Raw genomic sequence first — 22560 nt, forward strand, 5'->3', positions numbered from 1 at the left:
GGATTCCCTACTCGTACGCGTTCTTCGGCTTCTTGACCGACTGGACGGAACGGCCGTCCAGCTCGTGGATCCCGCTACGCGCCCCACCGGTCGGGGGTCGCCAGGTGCCGACCACCTGCACCCAGCTGTCGGCGGGGGGCTGCCGCACCCCGTGGACGACCACGGGGAACGGGATCGCGTCGCCAGCGCAGCACGCCATCTTCAGCCTCGTGACCTGCCAGGTGGAGCCCTTGCGGCCCGGCGTGACGAACCCGGTCAGCTTCACCGGCACCCCCGCCAGAGAGCTGTTCTGGCCCGTCTGAGCCTCGTACGAGCGGCCCATGAACTCGCCCATGGTCATCGTGATCGGAGCGCCGTTCGTGGGCAGCGCGTCGTACCCCTCGTCGGGCGGCGGCGGAGGCGTCGCCTGGCGGGCGGCGGCGCGCGAGGCGGTGAACGAGCCGAGCGCCGGCGGCGCCACCACGAAGATCGCGAGGACGGGCAGGCAGAGCAGCCAGGCCACCCGGGGGCCCCGGCCACCGTGATCGTGACCGTCGCCGGGGTCGTGACAGTGGTCACCACCCCCGCCGCCCCCGCCCCCGCCGTCGGCGGCGGAGTCGTCCCGCCACTCACGACGCAGGCCCGTCAGCCCAAGGGCGATCACAGCCACGGCGGCGGGCACCAGCAGATAGCGGAAGCCCGGCTTGACGTAGTTGAGGTACTCGTCGGTCGCCAGGGTGATCCACATCACCGCGACCCCGATCATGATCAGCAGCAGGTTCTGGGCGGCCCGCGTCACAACAGCACCTCTCCGGCGATGGCGCTGACCCCGACCGCGAGGACGAAGGTCAGCGGGATGAAACGTATCGCGAAACGGCGCCCGAAGAAGCCCGTCTGGAGCGCGATCAACTTGAGGTCCACCATCGGGCCGACGACCAGGAACGCCAGCCGCGCCGTGGGGGAGAACTGGGACAGGCTCGCCGCCACGAACGCGTCGGCCTCCGAACAGATGGACATCAGCACGGCCAGGAACGCCAGAAGCAGCACCGACAGCCACGGGATGTCGGCGACGCCGTTGACCCACTCGGCCGGGACGACCACGTTGATCGTCGCCGCGGCGATGCCCCCGACCACGAGGAAGCCGCCCGCGTGCATGATGTCGTGCCGCATCGCCTGCCGGAACGCCTCCCACCGGCCGCTCCCGTCCGTGACCGGCCGGGACGGGATCTTGATCCATTCGCCCTTGCCGAACAGCAACCAGGCCCACCCGGCCAGCACCGCCACGATGAGGGAGGCGGCGAACCGCCCCACCACCATCTCGGGAGAGTTGGGGAACGCGACGGCGGTGGCCACGATCACGATCGGGTTGATCGCCGGGGCCGCGAGCAGGAAGGTCAGGGCGGCCGCCGGAGCGACCCCGCGGGCCATCAGGCCGCCCGCCACCGGCACGGAGGCGCACTCACACCCCGGCAGCACCGCGCCCATCGCTCCCGCGACGGGCACCGCGGCGCCCGGCCGCCGCGGCAGCACCCTGTTCCAGAAGGAAGGGGGCACGAACGCGGTGATCGCGGCGGACAAGGCCACCCCGAAGACCAGGAACGGCAGGGCCTGCACGCAGATCGCCACGAAGACCGTGGTCCAGGCGTCCAGGGACCGGCCGCCCAGATCCGGGGCGACCCAGATGCGGCCGAGCACCAGCAGCCCCGCGACGGCGGCGAAGACCCAGACCGCACGCGTGCCGGCAGCGGTGGTCCGGGGCCGGCCCCAGTCGGACGGGGGAAGTAGATCGTCGTCGGCCGTGCGGAGGCCGGCTTGGTCGGTCATGGCCCCACATCGTGCCAGACGCAGAGGGCCCTCGTGACCTCAACGTGATCGGTACTTTCCCGCCCTTCCGGTAAAAGCCACCTCTAAAAGATCTACCTGGCGAAAGGTAAAACCGGCACAGATTTGGCACAACCCTGGTTTAGGCGTATATGCTCCATGCCAGGTCACGGTCAAAGAACCATTGACCTGGCCAATCACATAGCCGTCGTGTCCCGCCCGCCAGGCGGGGCTCCCCCTCGCCGATCAGCGGCCGTCCATGCAACGGTCGCGTGTGCCGGGCCACCGAGCCCCCGGTCGGCATTCTCCCGCCCTATTGGAGTCCGCGTCACTTAGTCGTGCCGTAAATCGGCGTGCCTTTGATGTACGTGGACCGGGATCCCCTGCCCGGGATCCCTTCTGCGCGGGTTTTCTCACGCGACGGCCAATCCCGAACCACGTGTCCTCGGGGCCGTTTCCCCTGTCCGTCCGGGCTTTGTTCCGGCGTGAAACGGCTGTCCTGTACGCCGAACAAAGGATTCCCATGCAGAAGCGAGCGACGAATGTCGTCCTGAGTGTGATCACCGGCAGCACCCTTGCCGGGATCTTGGTGGCCGGCGTGGCGCTGGCCGGCGACGACAACGCTCCTAAGCATCAGAAGACCCCCACTGAGCTCTCCATGGTCGCCGACAACCAGGCGGGCAAGAAGGCCGCCGCAGCCAAGAAGGCGCGGAAGGCCAAGGCGGAAGAGGCCAAGAAGAAGGCCCTGGCCGCCAAGAAGCAGGAGTCGAAGGCCCTTTACACCGGCTCGACGACCGCGTCCTACTTCTGGGACGACGGTTCCGGTGTGAACGGCGACACTGGCGCCCCCGCCGGTGGAAAGCCGATGCAGAAGGGCCTGTTCGCCAGCCCGAGCTGGCCGTTGCACACCAAGGTAAAGGTCTCCTACAACGGCCGTAGCGTCACTGGCTTCGTCGGTGACCGCGGTCCGGGTGAGCCTTCTCACAGGGGTGTGATGCTGGACCTCGACACCTATACCTTCCGTTACCTCCTGGACGGAAAGCAGCCTGCGAGCAAGTACAACGCCGGCGGCGGCGAAGGCCACATCAAGGGCCTCAAGTACGAGGTTCTCGAGTGGGGCAATGGCGCCGGCACCAAGGGTGCCCCGCGGCCGTTTTAAGCGATCTTGCATCACGGCGGCGAACCCCCACGCCTGCCTACAGGGACGCCCCGGCGGTCGACACGACTACCGGGGCGTCCCTGTGTGCACGCATGGGTGGAGGTGCACATAAAGATCAAGCGAGGCTCACCGGTCAGGCGGAAGCACCTCCGGCATCCCGAAGGCGGCGAACTGCCCGGAGCCTATGAAATGGACCACATGGGCGATGCCCGCGTCCGTCACGGTGAGCACCTCGATGCCGTGGGCGCGCCGTTCCCCCTCCTCACCGGCCGCGTAGATGGCGAAAGCGGGCTGCGCGTTCGCCATCGTCGGTACCAGCCGGAAGTCCCCGTACAGGGCGAACCGCGTCGCGAGGAACCGCCCGACCACCTCCCTCCCCGTGAACCACGCGGTGAGCGGCGGCATCTCCCAGCGGGCGTCCTCCGTCAGCAGCTGTGTGAGCGCGGTCACATCGGAGTTCTCGAAAGCCGTCACATAGCGGTCGAGCAGCTCCCGCCGCGAGGGATCGCCCGGCTCCATCAGATCGTGGTCGTCCTCGGCCGGCGCCGTCCGGGCGAGCATCGACCGGGCGCGTTGCAGGGCGCTGTTGACCGCGGCCTCCGTGGTGTCGAGCAGTGCGGCCACCTCGCTCGCACGCCACTCCAGCACGTCCCGCAGGATGAGGATCACCCGCTGGCGGGGCGGGAGCAGCTGGAGGGCCGCGACCAGCGCCAGCCGGGTGCTCTGGCGCGCCTCCACGACCGCTGCCGGGTCGGCCGGCCGCTCCATGAACAGCGCGTCGGGCAGCGGCTCGATCCACGTGACCTCCGGCAGGCTCGCCCCGATCCCGCCCTCGGGATCGGGGTTCGCCGCGCCGAGCCCTGAGGGGAGGGCGCGCCGGTCACCGCGTTCGAGCGCCTTGAGGCAGGCCCGGGTGGCGATCCGGTAGAGCCAGGTGCGCACCGAGGACCGGCCTTCGAACCGGTCGAAGCCCCGCCAGGCGTTGATGTAGGTCTCCTGGACCAGGTCCTCGGCCTCGCTCGCGGAGCCGAGTATCCGATAACAGTGCGCCAGCAGCTCGCGCCGGAACGGGGTCGTCAGGGTCACGAACGCCTCACTGAGCGATTCGTTCCGAGCCCTGGGCGCCTCGTTCCGTGCCCCTCCTGGTGCCGTCGCCATCCGGTTCCTCCTGCGATCTGGATCGTGGGCGACGAATCGCCGCTACCAGGCGAATCGCCGTTACGAGACGAATCGCCGTTACCAATACAGATCCGGGAGGGCCCTCGAACTCATCGCTGCCGGGCCGGGGACGCGGAGACCGCCCGCGAAATGGCCCGGTGGGGCAGGGCGACGGCGCGATTCCTGGCTCATCTTCCCAGGTAGGGGCGTTACTGTCTGCCCTGTCCCGCCGGGACGCTTTCCATGCTGCCACCTGTCCGCCGACTTCAACAGGCCTATTTTCGTCAGGACAGCTTGACGTCAAGCTGACCTGACGGGAAGCTGGGGCCATGGCTACTCCAGATGAGCTCGACAAGACCCTGACCCTGCGGGCCGCCGTGTCGCGCTACGACGATCTGCGGGCCCGCGACGCCTTCGCCGAGGGCGACGCAGACGTCACCGCTCTCACCAAGGCCGAGGCGCTCGAACTGCTCGCGCTCGGCGAGGTCATCGCCCGCAAGGCCCGCTACGGCCGCCAGCTCGCGGTGCGTTCGGCCCGGAGGGCGGGAGCCTCCTGGTCGCAGATCGGCGTGGCGGTCGGCACCAGCAAGCAGACCGCCTGGGAGACGCACAACCGCTGGATCGACGAGCAGGCCCGGACGGACCTCGGCGACGGCCACATGGGCATGGGCGAGGCCGAGGTCGCCGAGGAACGCTCGCTGGCCGGCTCGCCCGACGACGCCTGACTCTCCGCCGGCTTTCCACTCTCCGATGACTCTCCGATGACTCTCCGCTGACGCCTAGCGCCCGGCGAGCAGCTCGACCACGGGCGCGAACTCCTTCATCGCCGCGTCGCCGACCAGGTAGTAGGAAAAGCCGAAGCGCTCCCGCCGCGCCACCATCTGCTCAGCGATGTGCTCGACGGGCCCCACGAACTGCGACGGCATGTCGAGCACCAGCTCGGCCGCCGAGGCGCCCCAGCCGCGCAGCACCGCTTGGCGCGCTGCGATCTTGCGAGGATCGGGGCCGAAGACGGGTGACACGAGCATGCTGAGCTCGACGTCCCGTCCGGACGCGGCTTCCCGCACCCAGTCGGCCTTCCGCGCGATCGTGTCGGGCATGCGCTCGGACAACTCATCCGAGATGGCCCCCTCCGGCAGGGCCCGCGGCAGGATGCCGACGGTGTCCGCGTACCGCCCAGCGAGCCCGAGCATCCGCTTGCTTCCTGCGCCGACGAGGATGGGCGTGGGGCGCGGGGGCACAGGGAACACCGTGAGTCCGCGCACCCGGTAGTGCTCTCCCGCGAACGAGGTCTTCTCGCCGCCGAGGAGGCTCCTGAGGATCTGGAGGGACTCCTCCAGCCGCTCCACTCGTACCCCAGCGGCGTCGAACGGCATCCCCGCCTGCTCGTACTCCTCCCGGAGCCATCCCGCGCCGATCCCGAGCTCGAACCGCCCGCCGGACACGTGGTCCAGCGTCGCGGCCTCCTTGGCCAGCATCACCGGATGGCGGTAGTCGTTGGCGAGCACCAGGGTGCCGAGGCGGAGCGTCCTCGTGGCGCCTGCGGCCGCGGCGAGCGCGACGAGCGGTGCGAGCTGGTCGCCGAAGGGCTCGGTCACGAAGTGGTCCCGCAAGGTCAGTGTGGTGTATCCGAGTTCCTCGGCGCTCCGGGCCGTCGTGGCCAGCTCGCCGGCCGTACGGATCGATTCGCCCACCACGCCGAATCGGAAGGGCCGCTGATCGGTAGTGCTCATGGCCCTCAGTCTGCGTGCTGCGCCATGCCGGAGCTGGCAGGAATGCGACCTCAGGTCCGCGTCCCTACGGCGCGTCCCGTTCAAGGGCGTCTCGCCGCGACCGCCGGGGAATCGGGCATCCGGCCCACCGACCACGACATCACCTTGTAGGGTTCGGCGGATGATCGAAGATCAACTCATGGTGACCCCCCGCCACGTCATCTGCGTCCTCGGCTCCGGCCTCGACCTCGACGCCGTCGAGAGCATCGCCGCTGAAGCCGGTTTCGAGTTCGACCACGAATACTCCGAGGCCGAGCCCGACCCGCGCATGCCCGAGGCGTTCCGCGCCTCCGCCGCCGAGGCCTCCTTCACCGACGCCGACTGGGAGGCCGTCGAGTCACACGACACGGTCGCCTATATCCTGTCCCGCCCGATCCTGCCCGGCATGGGCCCCCTCGTCTCGGAGCTCCTGCTCGCGCTGACCGCGAAACTCCTCCGTGCCGGTGCCACCGCCGTCAAGAACGAGAGCAACGGCCTCACCCACGGCCGGGACCGGTGGCTCGAAATTGCGGACGATCTGGCCGTGGCCGACGACAAGGCCGTCCCCCTCTACTTCGCCTGGGTCAAGCGGCCGATCGTCGACGGCTCACTCCACTTCAGCTGCGGCATGCATCTGCTCAGCCAGCCCGACGTCGAGGTCGTGGGCGCCGAACCCGATGAGGCCGCAGAGCTGATCGACGCCCTCGCTCTGTACATGCTCACCGAGGAGCGCGGCCGGCAGTTGTCGGACGGTGAGGGGTTCCGCGTGCACGAGGACGCTCCCCGGTGGATCCTCAGCCAGCACCCCTGCGACCGTTACGAGGACGACGACTTCTTCTTCAACCCGCACGGATACTGGCGCCTCACCAAGGACCAGTAACGATCAGCTGGCGATGAACGCCTGGGCCCTGCGGAACAGGCCCAGGGTGATGCCGTGGAGGAGGTCGCCGGTCTCCTTGGCGGCCTTGCCGGCGAAGGCGCGGGCGTGGGTGCCCTCCAGGACGATGCCGAGCTTGAAGCAGGCCAGCACGGCGTACCAGGTGATGGCGGCCAGATCGCGGCCCGCGATGGCGTCGGCGCGTTCGGCATAGGCGGTGACCAGGTCGGCGGTGGCGGGCAGAGCACCCCCGTCGCCCAGGGGCCCGGCGAGCGAGGCGCTCGTGTCGCCGGGCTCCGGCCAGGTCGCCAGCAGCCAGCCGAGGTCGAGGAGCGGATCGCCGATCGTGCACATCTCCCAGTCGACGATCGCCGCGACCTGCGGGCCGTCGAAGGAGTACATGAGGTTGGCCAGGTGGTAGTCGCCGTGCATGATGCCGGGACGCCACGTCGTGGGCCGGTTGCCGTCGAGCCAGGTCGCGACCTTGTCCAGGCCGGGGATGTCGGGGCCGGGATAGCCGCCGAGGGTGGAGTACGACTCCAGCTCCGACCTCCAGCGGCCGACCTGGCGTTCCAGGAAGCCTTCGGGCTTGCCGAAGGCGGTGAGGCCGACAGCGGCGTGGTCGACCGCGCCGAGGGCGGAGAGGGCGCGGGCGGCGTTCAGGCCCATCTCGCGCTGGATCCGGGGATCGGACGCGTGCGGCTCGGGGAGTGACACGGTGGCGTTGAAGCCCTCGACGGGCGTCATGAGGTAGAAGACCGCGCCGTTCATCACGGACTCGTCCGGGCACGCGGCGAGCACGCGCGGTGCCGGGACGTCGGTGCCGTCCAGGGCGGAGAGCACACGGGCCTCACGCCGGAGGACCTCGTTGGTCCGGGACCGCAGGTGCTGGGGGCCACGGCGCAGGACGTAGCCCTCGCCGCCCCGGCGGAAGCGGATCAGGACGTTCTGGGTGCCACCGCTGAGCACGGTGACGTCGTCGAAGGGGCCGGTGGGCAGGCCATGGTCGTCCATCCAGCGGGCTAGGACGTCGAAGTCCACGAGCGCAGGGTCGATCTGCTCCACGGTCGGGCCCCCTCAGAGAACGTGGTTCTACCGGAGAGTAACAGTTGCCTTTCGGTAGGCGAATGAGCGGGCCGCGACGGCGCGTTTCATGCACTTGCATTATGAAGTCAGGGACATGAATTATCGAGTCATCGAACACCCGAGGAGACTGCGATGGCATGGGATTTCGAGACCGACCCCGACTACCAAGAGCTGCTCGACTGGGCCGAAGCGTTCGTCCGCGACGAGGTCGAACCCCTAGATCTCGTGCTCGGCGATCCGTACGACAAGACCGACCCGCGCTACAAGGAGATCGTCAAGCCGCTCCAGCAGCGGGTGAAGGATCGCGGGCTGTGGGCCTGCCATCTCGGCCCCGAGCTCGGCGGCAAGGGATTCGGGCAGGTCAAGCTGGCCCTGCTGAACGAGATCCTCGGCCGGTCCCGCTGGGCGCCCTCGGTGTTCGGCTGCCAGGCGCCCGACTCCGGCAACGCGGAGATCCTCGCTCACTTCGGCACCCCCGAGCAGAAGGAGCACTATCTGCGCCCCCTGCTCGACGGCGACATCTCCTCGTCATACTCGATGACCGAGCCGCACGGCGGCGCCGACCCGACGCTCTTCACCACGCGGGCGGTGCGCGACGGCGACGAGTGGGTCGTCAACGGCGAGAAGTGGTTCTCCTCCAACGCGCGCCACGCGAGCTTCATCATCGTGATGGCGGTGACGGACACCGAGGTGAGCGCGTACGAGGGCATGTCGATGTTCATCGTGCCCGCCGGGACGCCCGGCCTGACCATCGTCCGCAACGTCGGTGTGGCCGGGGAACGCGAGGGCTCGCACGGCTACCTGAGATACGAGGACGTCCGGGTGCCGGCCGGCAACCTGCTCGGCGCGGAGGGCGGCGCGTTCGTGATCGCCCAGACCCGCCTCGGCGGCGGGCGGATCCACCACGCGATGCGGACGATCGCGCAGGTGCGCAAGGCCTTCGACATGATGTGCGAACGGGCCGTGTCGCGGGAGACGCGGTGGGGTCCGCTGGCCAAGCTCCAGATGACCCGGGAGAAGATCGCCGACAGCTGGATCGAGATGGAGCAGTTCCGGCTGCTGGTGCTCCGCACCGCCTGGCTCATCGACAAGCACCAGGACTACAAGAAGGTCCGCAAGGACATCGCCGCGGTCAAGGCCGCGATGCCCAAGGTCCTGCACGACGTCGTCCAGCGGGCCATGCACCTGCACGGCGCCCTGGGCGTCTCCAACGAGATGCCGTTCGCCAAGATGTTGCTCGGCGCCGAGGCGCTGGCCATCGCCGACGGCCCGACCGAGGTCCACAAGATCACCGTGGCGCGCCAGGTTCTGCGCGACTACGAGCCCGTCAAGGGCCTCTGGCCGACGGCCCACCTGCCCACCCGGCGCGAGGCGGCTCGCGAACGCTACGCGGAGGTCCTCGAAAGCCTCGAAAACTACACAGAGGCCCTCGAACACGCGGTGGGGAACGAGTGAACGACACCCGGGAACGCCTGCTCGACGCCGCGCTCCGCCTCTACGCCGAGCGCGGCCTCGACGCGGTGAGCCTCCGGGAGATCAACCAGGCGGCCGGGGCCCGCAACGCCACCGCCGTCCAGTACCACTTCGCCGGCCGTGCCGGGATCATCAACGCGATCTTCGCCCGGCACGTGCCCGAGGTGGACGCCCGCCGCCACGCCCTGCTCGACGCCTACGAGGCGGCCGGCGGCGGGGTCCGCGACCTGGCGGGGGCGCTCGTCCGGCCGCTGGCCGCGCGGCTGGCCGACCAGGCGGGACGTGACTTCCTGCAGCTCTGGGCCGAGGTCGTCAACCGGCCCGGCCCTGTCGTTCCGGCGGCGGTGCTCGACGATCCTTCCGACAGCCTGTGCCGCTGGCGCGCGCTGGTGGAGCCGCTCCTGGAGGCCGACGCCGCGCGGCTGCACCGGCGGTTCACCGCGATCCGGTCCGCGTCGATCGAGCTGGCCCGCCGCGCCCGGTCCGGGCCGCACACCGACGACCGGCTCTTCACCAGCTACCTGATCGACGTCGTCGCGGGAATCCTGGCCGCACCGGTGTCGGAGGAGACGCGGCGGCTGGCGGCCGAACGCGACGCAGCCAGGTCACCGTGAGGGCCCGCACCCGCGGCGGAAAATGCGCTGAGCGGCGGTGATCATCGGTGTTACCGTGCGAGGTGCCGGCCGCGGGACTCCGGTGCGACTTCCGGAAACCGCCTGTATAGCGATCATTCGCAGCTCGTGCCCCCTTTCCCCGGCCGGCGCCCCACCCACCCGATTCCCGACACGGGACTGCGGAAGGCCATGACCGAGACATTCGCGGACCTGATCGCCTGCGAGGACGTGCTGATGTTCGTGAACGCGGCGATCACGTCCACCGGCCAGCGGGAGTTCCGTCACCACGAGGGGCAGCAGCGGCTCTCCCTGAGCTTCCTGCACGCGTACATGCTCCACAACTACCGGGACCTGTACGCCGCGAGCCTGGCGCTGGACATCAACGACCACAACGCCGCCGTCATCGTGCGCAACCTGCTGGAGCACGCGGCGGCGGCCAATGTCGACCAGCGCCGAGCCGAGGGCCGGATCATCGCCCGCCGCCTGGCACTGCTGCCACCGCAGCGTGTCTACAGGCTCTTCCGCGAGCTGCGCCGCGCGGGCGTCAACAACCGGCGCACCCGCGCCATCATGCGGGACTGGCTCGCCGCCCGCCCCGACCCGGCGTTCGACGCCGTCAAGTACCGCGGTGCCGTGAAGGCCGCCGTACGGCACGCCCACCTCGATCTGCCCGACGAGACCGGCGCCTTCTTGTTCGCCCCGCAGACGACGCGGGCGTTCCAGACCCCGATCTTCGAGGCCTGGCGGCGCGCGCACTACGAGCACGGCGCGCTGTACGACCTGCCCTACACGGTCGCCGAGGGATTCGCGGCCAAGCACGGGATCGCCCGTGCGCTCTTCCTCGAACGCATCGAACCGCGGCTGACCCGGCGTGAGCGCCTCGGCCTGCAGGAGAACGCGCGGCGCCGGGGCGTCGAGGCCGTCGCGGCGGACCTGACGACGATGCCGCTCACACGGCTCGCCACGTACGTACTGGCACTCCCGCTGGACGAGCGCGCGGAGCGCCGCGCCGAGCTGACCACCGCGCTTCGCACGTCGGCGCGGCGCGTGGCCGGCGGCCTCGCGGACACCTGGGGCAAGGTGGCGGCGGTGCTGGACGACAGCTTCTCCACTACCGGCTCCGCACAGAAGAAGCGGCGGCCTCTCGCCGTCGCGCTCGCCGGCCACTTCCTGCTGGAGGCGCTGGCCGGAGAGTACGTCCCGCTGTGGACCTCGGGCCGGTCCGACCCGCTCCTGCTCTACCCGTACGGCCCGACGCCGCTCGGCGAGCGCATCCTGGACGGCCTCGACACCGCGCCCGACCGGCTGGTCATCGTGTCGGACGGCTGGGACAACGCCCCGCCGGGTCTGGCGGCCGAGGTCCTCCGGGTCTGGCGCACGCGTCTGGATCCCGGCCGCCGCGTCGCCGTCACGCACCTCAACCCGGTCTACGACGCCGACGACTTCGACGTGCGCAGGATCGCGCCGACGGTGCCCACGGCCGGCATCCGCGACGCCGAGGACCTGCCCGCGCTGGTCGAGCTGGCGCGCTTCGCCGAGGGCAGGGTCGGCCTCACCGAGCTGCGAGCACACCTCGACGAGCAGGTGGCACGTTTTGTGGAGACACCCTCATGAGCTGGATGGAACGCAGCGGCCTGCACACCCGCCCCGCGCAGACATGGGGCTCGATCCGGCTCGTCCCGCTGGTCCGGGACGAACCGATCCCGCATCTGCGCCTCGACCGCCGGGTGTACGCCGACGAGCCGTCCGTGGTCGACGTCGGTGACGGCACCCACTACATCGCCTACATTCCGCACGCCTTCGTCGCCAGATGGGACGACGGCGAGGGCCCCGCCGCCTCGTACGGCACCCGGATGCTGGAAAAGGGTCGGCTGGACAAGGACGATCGAGGGATCGTTCCGTCCATGCCCATCCGGTTCCGGCGCCGGATGGCACGCCGCGTCACCAAGGACCGGCTCCGCTTCCTGCCACTGCACATGGCGGTCGAGGGCTACCTCGCGCTGCACTTCGGCGGGCCCGAGATCGCCTGGGCGGAATGGTCGCGACGAGCTATCGCGAACGGCCTGTCACCGCGCTCTGAGGAGGCCTACACCGGAGCCCAGGTGCGCGGCCTGGCGGACGCGCTGCGGATCTTCGAGATCCACCCCGGCCAGTGCGGCGTGCTGGTGTACGTCGCCGACTGGCTGGCGAGCGCCTTCGTCGTCCCGCATCCGGATGACTACCGGGCCCTGCACCCGACACTGATCGAGGATCTCTACGGCGAGCTCCTGTACCAGTCCGGGCTGCTGACGCTGCACGTACCCGACCTGGGCGGGCGCGTCGACGACACCGCCGTCCGGTCCCTGCGGGATCTGCGGGCGCAGGCGACCCGGCTGCGCGACGACTGGGCGGATTTCCACGACAGCGTGATGGCGGGCAATCTCTTCCAGGAGAACGAATCGCACGAGACCGTGCAGCATCTCCACGGCTTCGAGCTGACCCGTTCGCTGCCGCCGTTCAACCTGCGCGGCGAGAACCACATCCGCGAGTCGATCATCGACGAGAACGCGCGGATCGCCTATCTGAAGAGCTTCCGGCTCTCCGAGGCCCAGGTCAGGCGCGGCTATCTGCTCACCCGGCTGGCCGCGCACGGCTGGAGCCTCGAAGCCACCGCCGGGGCCCTCGGGACCACCAAGGGCGATCTGGCGCTGCGGCTGCAACGGGCCGGATTCGGCTATCTGCTGCGTCAGGACGTCCTCGACCACTACCGCGCCCAGGCCCGTCGCGCTGTCAGGGGCGGAGGCCGGTGAAGAGGTCGTCCTCCTGCCCGTCCGGGACGGGGACATGGCTGAAGTGGCGGACGAACGACTCCGCGCCGTACACCATCTGCTGGATCTCGTCGGGAAGCCGCAGCAGGAAGATGTTTTCGCCCTGGCTGGCATGCGCCTCCAGCGCCTTGCGCTTGCGATCGACATACGGGGCGACGTCGACCACGCTCGTGATCAGCTCGTCCGGCGTGCCGAAGTCGTCGCCGGGCTCGAAGCCCGGGTCGATGCCCGACTCCTTGAGCTGGTCGAGGAGCAGCCTGATACCGGACCTCGGGACGGCGGTGAAGTAGAGCTTGCGCGGGATCCCGGTCGACGTGGACGCCGCGACGGCGATGTTGTGGGCCTGGATGTGATCGGGGTGGCCGTAGCCGCCGGTTTCGTCGTAGGTGACGACGACCTGGGGACGGTAGCGCTCCATGAGCTCGCCCAGCCGTGCCGCCGCCTGCTCGACCGGAACGTTGGCGAACGCGTCCGGATGCTGGTTGGTGGACCAGCCGACCATGCCGGAGTCGCGGTAGCCGAGGAGCTCGAGGTCGGAGATGCCGAGCAGGCGCACCGACTCGCGCAGCTCGGCGAGCCGCCGCTGCGCCACCTCGGCGGCGTCGTGGCCGGGATCCTCGGGCTTGAGACCGCCCGAGTCGTCGCCCTGCTCGCCGTTGGTGCAGGTGACCAGGACCGTCCGGATGCCCTCCTCCGCACAGCGGGCGAGCAGGCCGCCGGTGCCGAGCACCTCGTCGTCCGGGTGGGCGTGGACCGCCATCAGCGTCAGTTCGCGGCTCATGGACTCGGCGACTCCTCGGGCATTGCTCGTCCGGACCCGGTCCACTCTACGAGCCGGTGACGACATTCCCGTCCCCAGGATCCCCTCCTCACACCTGGGAGGTCGCCTCCGCCACGGAGAGGTCCTCGGCACGGAGGGGATGCGCCGGGTCGTCGAACGGGAACCGCGTCGTGGCGTTGAGGCCGTCCACGATCAGCAGCTCGCCCGGTTCGAGCAGCCGCCAGTCCGGATCATCGCTCATCGGCTCGCTGGCGATCACGTACGCCGGCGTCGTCGAGCCGTTCGCGCCGGCCACATCCAGGCTGCCCGGCTCGTGCTCGGCTGCCAGGTGCAGCTCGCCGAAACCGCCGAGCGCCGGGTGCAGCACCCACAGCTCGTTGGGATCCGGGTAGCGCAGCGCCCAGAGGCGGCGCGGCTCGGCCAGCAGGATGTTGAGCGCGTAGACCGGCAACTCGGCGGCGATGCGGCGGACGGCCGCGATGAGGCCCTCCGTCGTGTCGCCCTGCCGCCGGATCTCCGCCGTGATGTAGGCGAAGATCAGCTCCGAGTCGGTCTGGCCCTCGATCAGGGCCCGGTCGACGTCGGTCAGCCACGAGTTGAGCACGTCCAGGCCCTGGACCACCCCGTTGTGGGCGAACAGACGGTCGTTCATGTCGAACGGGTGGGAGTTGTGCACGGTGATGCCACCGGTCGAGGCGTACCGCACGTGCGAGACGAACGTGTGCGAGACGACGTTGCGGGCCGCGGAGGAGAAGTCGGAGTTCTCGAAGGCGGCGATCGGCGCCCGGTCCCGCACCGGCTCGTCGCCCAGCGAGAACCAGCCCAGGCCGGTGCCGTCGGGCATCCGGCGGCTCTGGGCGTGCAGGCTCTGCGGCGAGTCCAGCAGCCAGAACGTCGCCCGCACACGCGGCCCGCCGGTGGTCATCCCGAACAGTCGGCACATGGTCCTCACCATGCCGTACGCCCCGGGGCCGCGTCAGCCCCGGGGCGGGAAACCGGCGGACAGTTCTCGGTGGCAGGCGATCAGCGCCGGCACCCACTACGGCATGTCTGCGACATGTTTGGGCAAAGTGCCGTACGGTCCGGGTATGGGGTCGCCGCTGGTACTGCTGGACGTCGACGGTGTGCTCAATCCGTTCCAACGCCCTCGGGCGACCGGTGCCGGTGGTTACCGCCGGCACCGTTGCTCGCCGGAGGGGATCACTTACCGGCTGTGGCTGAACGCGGGCCATGGCCGCCTCCTGCTGGACCTCGCCGAAGCGGCGGGTGCCGAGCTGGCCTGGGCGAGCTATTGGTGCGCCCACGCGAACGAGTGGATCGCGCCCCGGGTCGGATTGCCCGAGCTGCCCTACGTGCCGATCCCGCGGTTCCCCGGGAGTAACGAGGGCGGGACACTGGGTGCCTGGAAGGCCCGGCACGTCGCCCTCTGGACGGAGGGCCGGCCGTTCGTGTGGTTCGAGGACGAGCCGGACGTCACCGACTGCATCGCCGCCGAGCCAGGCATTGGAGAGCATCTGCTCGTGGCGATCGACTCCGACGTCGGGCTCACCGAAGACCATCTCGATCTGGCGCGCGAGTGGCTGCTGGCGCTTGGCCGCTGACCTTCTTGGCTCGGCCGGGCGCGACACAGCCCCTCGACGGGCGAGCCGAGGGGCTGTGGCTTGTGCCGCGCGAGCGGGTTCAGCAGGGGCGGAGCAGGCGCGTCAGGGCCTTCTTCTCCGCGGTGTCGACCGTGAGCTTGTAGCGCCACTTCACGTCGATCCAGGAACGGGCGTACATGCAGCGGAACGAGGCGCGCGGGGGCAACCACTTGGCCGGGTCCTTGTCGCCCTTGGCCTGGTTCACGTTGTCGGTGACCGCCCACAGTTGCGAGCTGCGGAGGTCGTTGGCGAACGCGGTGCGCTGCTTGGTGGTCCACGACCTCGCGCCCGAACGCCACGCCTCGGCCAGCGCCACCATGTGGTCGATGTCGACGTCCGAGGCCTTGTGCCAGGTCCCGCTGTCGTACGGGCTTTTCCAGGTCCCTGAGACCGCCGCGCACTTGGAGTTGACCCGCACGTTGCGGCCGTCGCGTTTGAGAACTGTCTCCCGCGTGTTGCAGGCGCCCTTCACGGTGTTCCAGTGCGGGAACTTGCTGCGGCTGTAACCCGTCAGCGAGCCCTCCTTGGCGACGCGCAGCGACGAGAGGTGCTTGGCCGAGACGGCCTTGCCGGGCGGGGTGGGCGGTGCCGCGTACGCCGCCGGCGCGACCACGACCGTGGACGTCAGGACGGCGCTTCCGAGAACGGCGATGACAATCCCCGTGCGCTTCACGGGATCTCCTTCGGCTTGGGGGTAGGAGCAGCCGCCCAGTCTCAATTAGTTGGATAAAGGCGACATGTCGGTTCGGTAACCGACAAGATCACGATCGTGGTCACATTCGTCCAATACGGCCCGCCGGAGCGGTCCCTAGCGTCGGTCTCGCACGACCTGCGAGAGCACGACCTGCGAAAGGGGACGACGATGGCGCGATCACCACTGCTGGACTTCGCGTTCGGCTACATGCCCGCCCAGATGCTGTACGCGGCGGCGGAACTGCGGCTCGCCGACGCGCTGACCGGCGGCGCGCGTACGAGCGGCGAACTGGCCGGGGAGACCGGCACCGATCCGCATGCCTTGCACCGCCTGCTGCGCGCGCTGACCTGTCTCGGCGTGCTCACTCAGGACGGACCCGACCGGTTCGCCCTGACCGAGGAGGGCCGCCGGTTGCGCACTGACGCGCCCGACTCCATCCACGGCCTGCTCGAGCTCTTCTGCGGCCCGGACGTCTGGAGGTCCTGGGGCGACCTGATGGAGACCCTGCGCACCGGCGAGCCGGCCTGGAGCCGCGTCACCGGGATGACTTCGTTCGAGTACCTCGCCGAACACCACGAACAATCGGTGACGTTCAACAAGGCCATGTCGGAGCACACCCGCGAGGTGGCACCGGCGTTCATCGAAGGCTACGACTTCACCCGCTTCGGCACGATCGCCGACCTGGGCGGCGGAGACGGGACGCTGCTCGCCGCGATCCTGCGAGCCGTTCCCGCGGCGCGCGGTGTGCTCTTCGACCTGCCCGCCGGGCTGAAGGAGGCGGACGCGACGCTCAGGGCCGCCGGGGTCGCGGACCGGTGCGAGCTCGTCCCAGGCGACTTCTTCGAAAGCGTGCCGAGGGGTGCCGACGCCTACCTGCTCAAGAGCGTCATCCACGACTGGGACGACGAGCAGTCCGTGGCCATCCTGCGCACGTGCCGCGCGGCCGCGAGCGCCGACGCCAAGGTGCTGTTGCTGGAGACCGTGATACCGGAGATGGTCACCCCGGAGCACAGGGGCATCGCCATGGGAGACATGAACATGCTGGTGTGCACCGGTGGCCGGGAACGCACGGAGGAGGAGTTCCGGCAGCTTCTAGAGGCCGCCGGATTCGCGCTCGCCGGCGTCACCGGTCCGCTGCCGCCGTCAAACTACTGTGTCATCGAAGGCACACCGACCTAGCAATCAAGGAGCCCTTGGCATGAGTTCACTCGCCGGTCGAGTCGCCCTGGTCACCGGAGGCAGCCGCGGGATCGGCCGCGCGATCGCGCTGGCCCTCGCAGCCGACGGCGCCGGGGTCGCCATCGCCTACCGGCGTGACGAGGAGGCCGCGGCCAAGACGGTCGCCGGCCTCCAGGCCCTCGGCGCCGAAGCCCGCGCCTTCCGGGCGTCGGTGGACACCGTGGACGGCTGCCGCGACCTGGCCGCCGGCATGGAGGAGGAGTTCGGGCGGCTCGACATCCTCGTGCACAGCGCGGGCATCGCCAGCCGCGGGCAGAGCGTCGCCGACACCGACCCCGCCGAACTCGCCCGTGTCCTCGGCGTGCACGCGTTCGGGCCGCACTACCTGAGCCGGGCGGTGCTGCCCCTGCTCCGGCAGGCCGAACGCGGCGACATGGTGTTCATCTCCAGCGTGATCACAGGGATCAACCCGCCGTTCGGCGCGCCCTACGCGATGGGCAAGGCCGCGATGGAGGCGCTCGCGCACACCCTGGCCAAGGAGGAACGCGGCAACGGGATCCACGTCAACATCGTGGCGCCCGGCCTGGTCGACACCGACATGGGCCAGCGCCTGGTCAAGGCCACCATGGGCGTGGACGACATCCGCCAGCAGGACGCGGTGTCGCCGTTCGGCCACGTCTGCTCGCCCGAGGAGGTCGCCGACGTGGTGCGCTTTCTGGTCTCCGGCGCCGCCTCGTACGTCACCGACCAGCGCATCGTCGTCGACGGCGGGACCTTCTAGACCTTCCGGCTAGACCTTCCGGCTAGACCTTCCGGCTAGACCTTCCGGCTAGACCTTCCGGCTAGACCTTCCGGCTAGACCTTCCGGGGTCTCACCTGCTGGTCCAGTCGGGCTGGACGAAGTCGGCGACGCGAACCTCGCGGCCCAGCAACACCACCTCGCGGAACTGCCACAACATCGCGCCGGTCGGGGCATGGACGAGCCACCCGGGTCCGAGCTTCATCTGCAGCATGCGCCCGCCTTCGAGTTGCGGCACCCACCGGGGAGTGTCGTCGGCCGCCAGCCTGGCCAGGCTCACGTGGTGCACGGAGTGGACCTCGTCCGGGCTGGGCTGGAGCGGTCCAGGCTCTGGCAGGGCGACGACGATCGGGCTGATGGCGAAGCCGGACGTGGCCGGGAAATCGTCGAGCCTGCCGAGCACGTCCCCGGGCCCGGCGGTCAGCCCGAGTTCCTCGTGGAGCTCCCGCAGCGCCGCCTGCTCCGGCGTCTCCCCGCTGTCCAACCGGCCTCCGGGCAGTCCCCACTGGCCTGCGTTGCGGCCCCGGTAGGCCCGCTTGATCAGGATCACTGAGGGCCCGTCGGCGTCGGGCACGACGCAGATGACGACCCCCGCGCGGCGCATGCCGGGCGCGTCCGGGACATAAGTGTGGGAGAAACCCGCCAGGCGCTCGGCGGCGACTTCCTGGAAGGCGGGGAGGCTGGTGAGGGGATCGGTCATGAGCAGATCTTCTCAGGCGGCGCGCTGTCGCGTTTCTTCAAGACGTCCGGCAGGTCTTGGGAATAACGTGAGAGGAGATGTTCGAACTGATGTACGAGGAGACCTCATGGAGCTACGAGAGCTGATGCAGCCCGCGGCGGAGAGGGCGACGCGGATCGTCCGGGGGATCCCCGCGGATCGGCTCGCCGCGCCCTCGCCGTGTCCGGAGTGGGACGTCCGCGGAGTGATCAACCACCTGATCTTCTGGACGGGGCGCGGCGCGACCGCCGCCCGCAAGGAGCAGCCGCCGCAGGGGCCCGGGGAGGACCACGACTTCACGGAGGACGGCGACTGGGCCGAGCTGTACGCGGCGAAGGCCCGCGAGAGCGCCGAGGCCTGGACCGAGCCCGCCGCGTGGAAGGGCGAGACCAGCCTGTCGGGGGCCAAGCCGGGGATGCCCGCGGCCATCATCGGCGGCATGTTGTTCAGCGAGTACGTCCTGCACGGCTGGGATCTGGCCGTCGCGACGGGCCAGCAGGCCGACTTCCCGGACGAGCTCGTCCAGGGGGCCTACGACCACCTGGTGCCGACCGCCGAGATGGGCCGCCAGTACGGGGCGTTCGGCGCCGAGGTGAAGGTGCCCGAATCGGCGCCGCTCCTCGACCGCCTGCTCGGCCTGTCGGGCCGCGACCCCCAGTGGAAGCCATAGGGCGTGCGCCAGGCTCTGATCGACGCGCCGGTTATTGCGGCGCGAGCTGCGGCCTGGGCGCTCTAGGCTGGATGCCATGTCTTCCACGTCTTCGATCCGCGTTCGCTTCGCACCTTCGCCCACCGGCATGTTCCACGTTGGCGGGGCCCGGTCGGCCCTCTTCAACTGGGCCATGGCCAAGCAGTCGGGCGGAACGCTGGTCCTGCGTATCGAGGACACCGACGCCTCGCGCAACAGCCCCGAGTGGACCGAGGGGATCATCCGCGCGCTGGCCTGGCTGGGCATGGACGGCGGGGAGTACGAGGGCCCCTACTTCCAGTCGGCCAACGCCGACAAGCACGCCCAGGCCGTGCGCACCCTCCTTGACCAGGGCCGCGCGTACTACTGCGACTGCACCCGCGAGGCCGTGATCGCCCGCACGGGTGACCAGCACAAGGGCTATGACGGCTTCTGCCGCGACCGCGGCCTGGAGCCGGGCCCCGGCCGGGCGCTGCGCTTCCGCACGCCGGACGAGGGCCAGACCGTCGTGGTCGACCTGCTGCGCGGCAAGCCGGTCTTCGAGAACGCCTTGCTGGAGGACTTCGTCATCGCCCGCGCCGACGGTTCGGTGACGTTCCTGCTGGCCAACGCCGTGGACGACATGAGCCAGGGGATCACGCACGTCGTCCGGGGCGAGGAGCACCTGTCGAACGCGCCCAAGCAGCAGCTGCTGTGGGAGGCGCTCGGAGGTGAGCCGCCGGTATGGGCGCACGTTCCCGTCATCGTCAACGAGAAGCGGCAGAAGCTGTCCAAGCGCCGCGACAAGGTGGCGCTGGAGGACTACCGCGCCGAGGGCTACGTCGCCGAGGCCATGCGCAACTACCTCATGTTGCTGGGCTGGGCGCCGTCGGGCGACCGTGAGATCGTGCCGTGGAGCGAGATCGTCGAAGAGTTCCGGATCGAGGACGTCAACACCTCGCCCGCGTTCTTCGACGTGAAGAAGCTGCGTGCGTTCAACGGCGAGTACATCCGGGCACTGCCCGTCGAGAGGTTCACCGCCGAGTGCCTGCCCTTCCTGGGGGAGGCGCCGTTCGACTACGAGCCGGCGGTCTTCGACCGGCTTGCGCCGCTGGCCCAGACCCGCGTGGCGGTCCTCTCTGAGATCGTGCAGATGGTCGATTTCGCGTTCCTGGACGAGCCGCCGTTCGACGAGCAGTCGTGGAACAAGGGGATGAAGGGGCCCGCGGCCGAGATCCTCGCCGCCGCCGAGGAGGCCTACCGCGACGCGCCGTGGGAGACCGAGGAGCTCAAGACCCGCCTGGAGCAGGTCGGTGCCGCGCACGGCCTCAAGCTCGGCAAGACCCAGGCACCGGTGCGCGTGGCGGTCACGGGCCGCACCGTGGGCCTGCCGCTGTTCGAGTCGCTGGAGATCCTGGGCCGCGAGCGCACGCTCGCCCGGATCGCCGCCGCGCGCGCCAAGCTCGCCGCTACCTGAAAGTGATCGCCCCGGGGTAGTGGCCGGACGCGCACACGAAGCGCATCCGGCCCCGCCCCGGCGTGCCCAGATCGAGGCGCGTCTCGCCGTTCACCGGCAGCACCACGTCCAGGTCGCGCTCGGGCACCGTGAACGCGCGGGTGTGGCCGCGGGTGCCGTGGGTGCGCAGGACCAGTGCCGTACGGACTCCGGCGCGGGCGGTCAGGCGCGCCGGGCGGTACCCCTGGTCAAGCGCCCATACCGTGACGACCTGCGTCCCGGCGGCGTCCGTACGGACGAACTGGGCCGAGTCCGCCGCCGACGCGGCACCCGCACCGGCCTGGGGGAGCCAGCCGCCGAGCCGCAGGCCGGAGATCATCGTCCAGCCCGCCGCAACGAGCAGAGCGACGCACAGGAGCGCGGTCAGCCGCCCGCGGAGCAGAGCCAGGGCGCGGCCGACGGTGACGCCGATCAGGCCGAACACCGGCGCCGTGCCCAGAACGAAGCCGGTCATGACCGCCGCCCCGGCCGCGGCGGACCGGGAGGAGACCGCGAGGAGCTCCGCCGTGAGGGTCAGCCCGCACGGCACCAGCACCGTCGCCGCCCCCAGGACGGCGGGCCGGCCGGAGCGGGCCCTCCGGACTGGCGCTGCGCAGTCCTCGCCGTCGATCTTCCGGGCTTTCCTGAGCAGGTCCAGGGCGAACAGGACCAGGATGAGAGCGGCCAAGGCCAGCAGGGCGCCTCGTACGCGCGGGCCGGGCTGCACAGTGCCGCCCAGGAGGCCGAGCGCGGCTCCGAGACCGGCATGCGAGGCCAGCTTGGCGGCGAGGAAGGCCGCCACCGGCCGGGCGGAGCCGGGTGCGTCGCGTACGGCACCCGCCAGCAGACCGAGTTGAACGGTGGCGCAGGTGGTGGCACCTGCCAGTAGCCCGGTGCCTGCACCGGCCACGAACAGTGCGACGGTGTCCACAATGCCCCACCTCCGGAGCGGGACCGTCCCCGGTCCTGGCGACGGCCAAGCTGGGCGCGGAGGGTAGCCGTGGATATCCGCGGAGTTAGTTGTCGGTGGTGCCCTCGGTGTCGTCCTGCGCAGCCCCACCCGCGCCGCTCTGGCCGTCCGAGCCGTTCAGCCTGGTCTCGGGCGAGCCGTCGTCCGTCGCGGCCAGCGCTTTGTCCGGTGCCTTGTCCGGCATTTCGTCCGGCACTGTGTCTGCCTTTTGGTCCGGCGTCGCGTCCGGCGTGGTCAGGAGAGCCGACCGCAGGTCGCCGACCTGGCGGTCCAGCTCCTCGAACTCCGGCCGCAACGCGGGCGGGACCCGCGTGCTGAGCGACGTGACGTGGCCGGCCAGCTCGGTCAGCCGTGCCGCCGCGCCCGCCGACCCCAGCCCGGGCAGCGCGTCCTCCTCCTCGGCGGCGCGGGTCTGGAGGAGCGCGGCCTGCTCACGCAGCAACGCCGCCTGCTCCCTGAGCAGCGTCGTCTGCTCCTGGAGCTGCTTGTTCTTGTTGTGGAGCTCGACGAACACCGAGACCTTGGCCCGCAGGACCCAGGGGTCGAACGGCTTGGAGATGAAGTCCACCGCGCCGGCGGCGTAGCCGCGGAAGGCGTAGTCGGGGTCGCTGTTGACGGCGGTGAGGAAGATGATCGGAAGATCGCGCGTCTTCTTGCGGCGCTTGATGTCACGGGCGGTCTCGAAGCCGTCCATGCCGGGCATGACCACGTCGAGCAGGATCACGGCGTACTCGTCGGTGAGCAGCGCCTTGAGCGCCTCCTCGCCGGAACGGGCACGGACCAGGTCCTGGTCCAGCGAGCTGAGGATGGCCTCGAGCGCGATGAGGTTCTCCTCGCGGTCGTCCACGAGCAGGATCTTCGCCTTGTCGTCCACGCGCGCTCTCTCTCCGAT

22 protein-coding genes and 1 pseudogene are annotated in these 22560 nt (G+C 70.2%); 12 read left to right on the top strand and 11 right to left on the bottom strand.

The features are described from left to right. Nucleotides 1–7 precede the first annotated feature (7 nt). Together ACH34W_RS51320 and ACH34W_RS51325 are read right to left on the bottom strand one after the other, a co-directional pair. Nucleotides 8–778: a TIGR03943 family putative permease subunit gene (locus ACH34W_RS51320; protein WP_395968586.1), complete on the bottom strand. Its 771-nt coding sequence runs from the start codon at nt 776–778 to the stop codon at nt 8–10. Continuing rightward, on the bottom strand, nt 775–1803 hold the full coding sequence (locus tag ACH34W_RS51325) for a permease (protein ID WP_395968587.1): 1029 nt from the start codon (nt 1801–1803) through the stop codon (nt 775–777). The genes ACH34W_RS51320 and ACH34W_RS51325 overlap by 4 nt, the downstream gene beginning before the upstream one ends. Before the next feature lie 520 nt (nt 1804–2323). On the opposite strand from ACH34W_RS51325, the gene ACH34W_RS51330 reads away from it, so the two are divergent. Further along, the gene (locus ACH34W_RS51330) at nt 2324–2959 is read left to right on the top strand and encodes a hypothetical protein (RefSeq protein ID WP_395968588.1); all 636 of its coding nucleotides are present in this window, start codon (nt 2324–2326) and stop codon (nt 2957–2959) included. 126 nt (nt 2960–3085) lie between these two features. Here the strand turns inward: ACH34W_RS51330 and ACH34W_RS51335 are convergent, their stop codons facing one another. Next, nucleotides 3086–4117 carry a sigma-70 family RNA polymerase sigma factor gene (locus tag ACH34W_RS51335; RefSeq protein ID WP_395968589.1) on the bottom strand — a complete coding sequence of 344 codons (1032 nt, stop codon included), beginning with the start codon at nt 4115–4117 and terminating at the stop codon, nt 3086–3088. 329 nt (nt 4118–4446) lie between these two features. Here ACH34W_RS51335 and ACH34W_RS51340 point away from each other — a divergent pair, with 329 nt between their 5' ends. Continuing rightward, on the top strand, nt 4447–4842 hold the full coding sequence (locus ACH34W_RS51340; protein ID WP_395968590.1) for a hypothetical protein: 396 nt from the start codon (nt 4447–4449) through the stop codon (nt 4840–4842). A gap of 54 nt (nt 4843–4896) precedes the next feature. Here the strand turns inward: ACH34W_RS51340 and ACH34W_RS51345 are convergent, their stop codons facing one another. Beyond that, nucleotides 4897–5850, bottom strand: a complete 954-nt coding sequence (locus ACH34W_RS51345; RefSeq protein ID WP_395968591.1) for a TIGR03621 family F420-dependent LLM class oxidoreductase — start codon at nt 5848–5850, stop codon at nt 4897–4899. Nucleotides 5851–6010: 160 nt separating this feature from the next. Here ACH34W_RS51345 and ACH34W_RS51350 point away from each other — a divergent pair, with 160 nt between their 5' ends. Beyond that, the gene (locus ACH34W_RS51350; RefSeq protein WP_395968592.1) at nt 6011–6748 is read left to right on the top strand and encodes a hypothetical protein; all 738 of its coding nucleotides are present in this window, start codon (nt 6011–6013) and stop codon (nt 6746–6748) included. A gap of 3 nt (nt 6749–6751) precedes the next feature. On the opposite strand, the gene ACH34W_RS51355 is transcribed toward ACH34W_RS51350, so the two are convergent. Further along, the gene (locus ACH34W_RS51355) at nt 6752–7810 is read right to left on the bottom strand and encodes a phosphotransferase family protein (RefSeq protein ID WP_395968593.1); all 1059 of its coding nucleotides are present in this window, start codon (nt 7808–7810) and stop codon (nt 6752–6754) included. Nucleotides 7811–7963: 153 nt separating this feature from the next. Between ACH34W_RS51355 and ACH34W_RS51360 the strand changes: the two genes are divergently transcribed. The 4 genes from ACH34W_RS51360 to ACH34W_RS51375 all read left to right on the top strand — a co-directional run bounded on the left by ACH34W_RS51360 (nt 7964) and on the right by ACH34W_RS51375 (nt 12707). Beyond that, the gene (locus ACH34W_RS51360; RefSeq protein WP_395968594.1) at nt 7964–9286 is read left to right on the top strand and encodes an acyl-CoA dehydrogenase family protein; all 1323 of its coding nucleotides are present in this window, start codon (nt 7964–7966) and stop codon (nt 9284–9286) included. After that, a complete protein-coding gene (locus ACH34W_RS51365; protein ID WP_395968595.1) occupies nt 9283–9918 on the top strand; it encodes a TetR family transcriptional regulator in 636 nt (211 codons plus the stop codon). Before ACH34W_RS51360 ends, ACH34W_RS51365 begins: the two co-directional genes overlap by 4 nt. Nucleotides 9919–10107: 189 nt before the next feature. Beyond that, complete coding sequence (locus ACH34W_RS51370) at nt 10108–11532, top strand: hypothetical protein (RefSeq protein ID WP_395968596.1); 1425 nt, start codon at nt 10108–10110, stop codon at nt 11530–11532. Next, complete coding sequence (locus ACH34W_RS51375; RefSeq protein WP_395968597.1) at nt 11529–12707, top strand: ARPP-2 domain-containing protein; 1179 nt, start codon at nt 11529–11531, stop codon at nt 12705–12707. Before ACH34W_RS51370 ends, ACH34W_RS51375 begins: the two co-directional genes overlap by 4 nt. On the opposite strand, the gene ACH34W_RS51380 is transcribed toward ACH34W_RS51375, so the two are convergent. Both ACH34W_RS51380 and ACH34W_RS51385 read right to left on the bottom strand, forming a co-directional pair. Next, nucleotides 12688–13506, bottom strand: coding sequence for a PIG-L family deacetylase (locus ACH34W_RS51380; protein WP_395968598.1), 819 nt, complete (start codon nt 13504–13506; stop codon nt 12688–12690). The two genes, ACH34W_RS51375 and ACH34W_RS51380, sit on opposite strands and share 20 nt — an antisense overlap. Nucleotides 13507–13594: 88 nt before the next feature. Continuing rightward, nucleotides 13595–14449, bottom strand: coding sequence for a class II glutamine amidotransferase (locus tag ACH34W_RS51385; RefSeq protein WP_395968599.1), 855 nt, complete (start codon nt 14447–14449; stop codon nt 13595–13597). A gap of 145 nt (nt 14450–14594) precedes the next feature. Here ACH34W_RS51385 and ACH34W_RS51390 point away from each other — a divergent pair, with 145 nt between their 5' ends. Continuing rightward, nucleotides 14595–15107 carry an HAD domain-containing protein gene (locus ACH34W_RS51390; protein WP_395968600.1) on the top strand — a complete coding sequence of 171 codons (513 nt, stop codon included), beginning with the start codon at nt 14595–14597 and terminating at the stop codon, nt 15105–15107. A 79-nt stretch (nt 15108–15186) separates the two neighbouring features. On the opposite strand, the gene ACH34W_RS51395 is transcribed toward ACH34W_RS51390, so the two are convergent. Further along, complete coding sequence (locus ACH34W_RS51395) at nt 15187–15819, bottom strand: HNH endonuclease family protein (protein ID WP_395968601.1); 633 nt, start codon at nt 15817–15819, stop codon at nt 15187–15189. A 189-nt stretch (nt 15820–16008) separates the two neighbouring features. On the opposite strand from ACH34W_RS51395, the gene ACH34W_RS51400 reads away from it, so the two are divergent. Beyond that, complete coding sequence (locus ACH34W_RS51400; protein WP_395968602.1) at nt 16009–17019, top strand: methyltransferase; 1011 nt, start codon at nt 16009–16011, stop codon at nt 17017–17019. 19 nt (nt 17020–17038) lie between these two features. Then, nucleotides 17039–17800 (top strand): SDR family NAD(P)-dependent oxidoreductase, encoded by a 762-nt coding sequence (locus ACH34W_RS51405; RefSeq protein WP_395968603.1) that lies wholly within the window; start codon nt 17039–17041, stop codon nt 17798–17800. Nucleotides 17801–17891: 91 nt separating this feature from the next. On the opposite strand, the gene ACH34W_RS51410 is transcribed toward ACH34W_RS51405, so the two are convergent. Next, entirely contained in the window at nt 17892–18518 is a 627-nt protein-coding gene (locus tag ACH34W_RS51410; RefSeq protein ID WP_395968604.1) for an NUDIX hydrolase, read from the bottom strand. Nucleotides 18519–18624: 106 nt separating this feature from the next. Between ACH34W_RS51410 and ACH34W_RS51415 the strand changes: the two genes are divergently transcribed. Beyond that, nucleotides 18625–19206 carry a TIGR03086 family metal-binding protein gene (locus ACH34W_RS51415; RefSeq protein WP_395968605.1) on the top strand — a complete coding sequence of 194 codons (582 nt, stop codon included), beginning with the start codon at nt 18625–18627 and terminating at the stop codon, nt 19204–19206. 76 nt (nt 19207–19282) lie between these two features. Then, nucleotides 19283–20680, top strand: a complete 1398-nt coding sequence (gltX, locus tag ACH34W_RS51420; RefSeq protein WP_395968606.1) for a glutamate--tRNA ligase — start codon at nt 19283–19285, stop codon at nt 20678–20680. On the opposite strand, the gene ACH34W_RS51425 is transcribed toward gltX, so the two are convergent. Continuing rightward, nucleotides 20673–21629: a sulfite exporter TauE/SafE family protein gene (locus ACH34W_RS51425; protein WP_395968607.1), complete on the bottom strand. Its 957-nt coding sequence runs from the start codon at nt 21627–21629 to the stop codon at nt 20673–20675. The two genes, gltX and ACH34W_RS51425, sit on opposite strands and share 8 nt — an antisense overlap. 460 nt (nt 21630–22089) lie before the next feature. Next, nucleotides 22090–22542 (bottom strand): annotated as a pseudogene (locus ACH34W_RS51430) (two-component system response regulator); the annotation flags it as partial. Nucleotides 22543–22560: the final 18 nt, after the last annotated feature.

This window comes from Actinomadura sp. 6N118 (assembly GCF_044326415.1).
In the GTDB taxonomy this organism is placed as follows: Bacteria; Actinomycetota; Actinomycetes; order Streptosporangiales; family Streptosporangiaceae; genus Spirillospora.